Below are 4779 nucleotides of genomic sequence, written 5' to 3' on the forward strand. Positions count from 1 at the left end.
TCAGCACCCAAAACAACTGGGGGTCCAGGGAGGGCACCTCCCTGGCCGGGTCCAGGGATGGAATCCCTGGGATTTTGTTTTTAATCTTTTGCCTTTGGCGCGCTTTTCAAACTAAGCCGACGCGCTCTTTGCGTCGGCTTAAGCGCCTGATGGAAGCAAGCTGTGCGAATTGGCGCGCGTTTTTGCGCCAATTCGCACAGCATCCCCATGGGGGTAGAGCTGGCGAGCCAGCAATAGGTATGATGTTTTTTTGTGAGGGAAACGGTTTTCCTCAAAAGTGGTGGCACTGATCAATAAGGGAGTGTTTGGGTATGCGCGAGCGGGTTGAGAAGGTTTTGGAAGAGATCCGTCCTTTTTTGCAGCGGGATGGCGGGGATGTGGAGTTGCTGGATGTTACCGAGGAGAATGTGGTGCAGGTACGTTTGCGCGGAGCCTGTGGCTCTTGCCCCGGAGCCACCATGACCCTCAAAAATGGCATTGAACGGACCATGAAAGAGAGAATTCCCGAAATTCGCTCCGTGGAGAATGTTCCGTATTTTACGATGTGATGGCGCTGCATGGCAGCTCTTTCCTACCGTTTTTTGCCCTCACCCTATTTTGATCAGCGACCGGCTGGCAGTGCCATCGATCTGTTGGTAGTGCATGCCATCAGTTTGCCACCCGGTTGCTTTGGGGGGAGTGAGATCGATGAACTCTTTTTGGGGCAACTTTCACAACGGGATTGGGGGCCGATCAAGCCCCCTTTTTATGAGGATGTGGCCTCTTTGCGGGTCTCGGCGCACTTTTTGATCGACCGCCAGGGGCGCTTGACCCAATATGTGCCAATCGCCGGGCGCGCCTGGCATGCCGGGGTCAGCGAATGGCAGGGGCGGAGCCGCTGCAACGATTTTTCCATCGGGGTGGAGTTGGAAGGGGATGCCTATACCACCTTTGAAACGATACAATATCAACGACTGGCAACCTTGATTCGTACCCTGCACAAAGGGTTGCAACAACGGGGTTGGGGCGCAATCCCTCCTGCCCATATCGCCGGTCATGAACAGATTGCTCCGGGTCGCAAATGGGATCCGGGACCGTTTTTTGAATGGGAGCAGTTGTGGCAATTGACTACCCGCGCCAGAGCCGCACGTTGGCCTCTGGTCTGGGCATGAGCCCCTGTATGCTCCTTTCCCTTTATGCTGCGGCCTGCCGCGCTTCCAGATAGGTTGATTCATGAAACATTTGCATATTATCGGTATCTGTGGCACGGCTATGGCCGGATTGGCGGTGATGGCCAAAGAGCAGGGCTGGCTGGTGACCGGTTCCGACAATGGCATCTATCCACCCATGAGCAGCTTGCTGGAAGAGATCGGTATCCCCTTGCAGGAGGGGTTCCGCCTGGAAAATCTGCAGCCTCGACCCGATTTGGTCCTGGTCGGCAATACCATCTCCCGTGGCAACGTGGAGCTGGAAGCGGTGATGGATCAGGATATTCCCTATCGCTCCGGGGCCCAATGGCTCTACGAACATGTTTTGGCCGGTCGTCATCCGGTGGTGGCTACCGGAACCCATGGCAAAACCACCACCACCAGTCTGTTGGCAAAAGTGTGGCAAGAGGCCGGTTGGCAACCCGGATTTTTGATTGGGGGTATCCCCCTCGATTTTGGTCGTGGCGCCCGCTTGCCGCCACGAGAGTGGGTGATTGTCGAAGGGGATGAGTATGATACCGCCTTCTTTGATAAAAGACCCAAGTTTTTGCACTATCGGCCAAAAACTTTGATTATTAATAATTTGGAGTTTGATCACGCCGACATCTATCCTGATCTGGAAGCCATTCGCCGACAGTTTCGGCTGTTGTTGCGCTCGGTCCCTGCCAGCGGCTATGTCCTGGCCAATGGCGATGATCCCGAAGTCGCGGCTTTGTTGCCTGCGGCCTACAGCCGCGTGGTGACCTATGGTCTGCATGGGGCGCACCCCTTTACCGCTCAGGTGGAGAGCTCGGATGGCTCCTCCTGGCAGTTGTTGCGCCAGGGTGAGCCCTTGTGTCGCATCAACTGGTCGCTATTGGGAGATCATAATGTCTACAATGGTCTGGCGACCGCTGCCGCTGCTTTGCTGCATGGCATGCCTGTGGCACAGGTCAAGGCTGGGCTGGAAGGGTTTCAGGGGGTGGCGCGGCGCATGCAGTTGCGCTTTATGGTGGGCGGGGTGTCGGTATATGATGATTTTGCCCATCACCCCACAGCAATTGCCACCACCTTGGCCGGCTTGCGGGCCCGTATCGGTTCTGCCCGTTTGTGGGTAGTGGTGGAGCCGCGTTCCAATACCATGCGCACGCGGGTGCATCAGGAGCGTTTGGCTCCAGCCTTTGCCCTGGCCGATCATCTGCTGTTGGCGCGTCCGCAAGCACGCGGCTTGCGTCCGGAAGAGCTGTTGGATGTGGAGGCCATTGTTGCCGAGCTCAATGGGCGCCCGTCACGCGGCGAAATTCCCACCGCTGCCGTGGTCGCCAATGGCCAGGAAGCGGTTGTGTTGTTAAAACAGTATTGCCAGCCGGGCGATCACGTGGTTATCATGAGTAATGGCGGTTTTGATGGCATTCATCTTAAATTGCAGCAGGAGCTTGGCCAGTCATGATCTCACGGCGGGGAACCATACCGGTTGGTTACGGATTGGCGGGAAAGTTTCTTATTTCCATGCCTGGTCTGGAGGATCCCAACTTTGAAAAAACGGTATTGTTCGTCTGCACCCACAATAAATCGGGGGCGTTGGGTCTGGTGATCAATCAGCCTTATGCCGCAGATATGTCGGAGATCCTGACTCCCCTGGGTATGGAGTGGACTCGGCCAGAAGAGCCGATTGTCTATCAGGGCGGCCCGGTGGCCTTGGATCGTGGTTTTATGCTCTATGAAACCGATTTGGACTATCCTGGCCATGTGCGCATCTGTGACCAGATCTATCTGGGCACCAATCCCGATATTTTACGCCATATGGTAGAATCGGGTGATCGTGGCCGTTTTCTCTTTGCCTTGGGCTATTCCGGCTGGTCCAGTGGGCAGTTGGAAAATGAGCTGCGTGATAATGTCTGGCTGGTCAGTTCGGTGGATCGGCACATTCTTTTTGACATGCCACTGATGTCGCGCTGGGATTCGGCTATTCGGATGTTGGGTGTGGATCCCTTGCGTCTGGTCGAACCACGCCGAGGTTTGATGCATTGAGTGCTCGTGCAGCCCGGGCAGCGGCAGCTCTGCTGCCAGAGCCCCTCACTTTTTCCCTGCAGATTGAAAAAATTGTCGCCAATGGTCTCGGTTTGGGCTTTTACCAGGGCAAGGCGGTTTTTGTGCCCTTTGCTGCCCCAGGCGACCAGATGCAGGTGGCGGTGACCCGTAGCGGTGCGCAGCACTATTTTGCCCGCTGTGTGCAGTTGCAACAGGGGGGTGACGAGCGGGTTGATCCCGGCTGCAGTGTGTATACGCAATGTGGTGGTTGTCAATTGCGCCATCTCTCTTTGGCGACACAACGGCAGGTCAAAAGAGCCATTCTGCGCGAAACCCTGGATCGTTTTCCCCAACTGCGCGAGGTGGAGCTGGCCCCTTTTCCAGAGCAGTTGCAGCAGGCGGATGGTTATCGCTGTCGCGCTGGTTGCAAAGTGCGCTGGGTGAATGGTCGGTTATTGTTGGGCTTTTTTCAGGCTAATTCCCATAAAGTGGCTGATCTCTCCGCCGGTTGTCCGGTTTTGGAGGAGAGATTGAATGCCCTGTTGCCGTCATTGCGTCTGGTGCTGCCGCAATTGTCGGTACGCGAGCGTCTGCCGCAGGTGGATCTGGTCAGCGGTGAGGAGGGGGTGGGGATGGTTTGCCATCTCCTGGCTCCCTTGTCAAAAGCTGATCGGCGCCTGTTGCAGGAGTGGGCAAGCGCCCAGGGAGTGGTACAGTTGTGGCTGCAACAGGGGCGCAAAGAGGGGTTGCAACCTGTTTTGCAGCAGGAGGAGCTGTTCTATCATGCGGCTGGCTTTCGCTTGCAGTTTGCCCCCGCCGATTTTATCCAGGCACATCGACAAGGCAACCGCTATTTGATAGAGCAGGTGTTGCGTTGGGCGGGAGAGGGGGAGGTGGCCTGGGATCTCTTTTGCGGGATGGGTAATTTTAGCGTGCCCTTGGCCAGTCGGTTTCGTCATCTGCTCGCCGTGGAGGGGTATGCGGCCGTTTTGCAACGGACGCAGTATAATCTGCAGAGCATGGGGGCCGCCTCATTCCGTTTGTTGGCGTTGGATCTGTTTGCCGAACAGTCGTTATTGCGTTTGCAACAAGAAGCGCCTGCCGATCTGTTGCTTTTGGATCCGCCCCGGGAAGGTGCCTTGGCTGTGGTCAAGTGGTTGCAGCAGCAAGCGCTGCGCAAATTGTTGTACATCTCTTGCAATCCCGCTACCTTTGCCCGTGATGCTGCCATTCTTTGTCATGGCGGTTGGAGATTGTTGTTTGTGCAGCCGGTTGATCTGTTTCCGCAGACGGCACACCTGGAGCTGCTTGCATATTTTGAGCGTTGAGAGGAATAGTTGCCGGAAATTTGCAAATGCGCTTGGCCTGAGTGGCGCTGCTGAATGACTTGCAAAATATGCAAGAATTTATGTAACTATTCACCACCCAAAACCATTGCGGGTCCAGGGTGGGCACCTCCCTGGCCGGGTCCAGGGATGGAATCCCTGGGATTTTTCTTGTAATCTTTTGCCTTTGGCGCGCTTTACACACGAAGCCGACGCGCCTTTTGCGTCGGCCTAAGCGCCTAATGGAAGCAAGCTGT

5 protein-coding genes are annotated in these 4779 nt (G+C 55.9%); all 5 read left to right on the forward strand.

The window, feature by feature from the left end:
• Window positions 1-311 precede the first annotated feature (311 nt).
• The 5 genes from EJP87_RS13840 to rlmD all read left to right on the forward strand — a co-directional run bounded on the left by EJP87_RS13840 (window position 312) and on the right by rlmD (window position 4525).
• Window positions 312-548 carry a NifU family protein gene (locus EJP87_RS13840; RefSeq protein WP_130472456.1) on the forward strand — a complete coding sequence of 79 codons (237 nt, stop codon included), beginning with the start codon at window positions 312-314 and terminating at the stop codon, window positions 546-548.
• A gap of 9 nt (window positions 549-557) precedes the next feature.
• Window positions 558-1151, forward strand: a complete 594-nt coding sequence (ampD, locus tag EJP87_RS13845; protein ID WP_130472457.1) for a 1,6-anhydro-N-acetylmuramyl-L-alanine amidase AmpD — start codon at window positions 558-560, stop codon at window positions 1149-1151.
• A gap of 61 nt (window positions 1152-1212) precedes the next feature.
• Window positions 1213-2616, forward strand: coding sequence for a UDP-N-acetylmuramate:L-alanyl-gamma-D-glutamyl-meso-diaminopimelate ligase (gene mpl, locus EJP87_RS13850; RefSeq protein WP_130472458.1), 1404 nt, complete (start codon window positions 1213-1215; stop codon window positions 2614-2616).
• A complete protein-coding gene (locus EJP87_RS13855) occupies window positions 2613-3197 on the forward strand; it encodes a YqgE/AlgH family protein (RefSeq protein ID WP_130472459.1) in 585 nt (194 codons plus the stop codon). The genes mpl and EJP87_RS13855 overlap by 4 nt, the downstream gene beginning before the upstream one ends.
• Window positions 3194-4525, forward strand: a complete 1332-nt coding sequence (gene rlmD, locus EJP87_RS13860) for a 23S rRNA (uracil(1939)-C(5))-methyltransferase RlmD (RefSeq protein WP_193771395.1) — start codon at window positions 3194-3196, stop codon at window positions 4523-4525. Before EJP87_RS13855 ends, rlmD begins: the two co-directional genes overlap by 4 nt.
• The last annotated feature ends 254 nt before the right edge of the window (window positions 4526-4779 follow it).

Source organism: Candidatus Magnetaquicoccus inordinatus (assembly GCF_004217665.1).
Taxonomy (GTDB): domain Bacteria; phylum Pseudomonadota; class Magnetococcia; order Magnetococcales; family Magnetaquicoccaceae; genus Magnetaquicoccus; species Magnetaquicoccus inordinatus.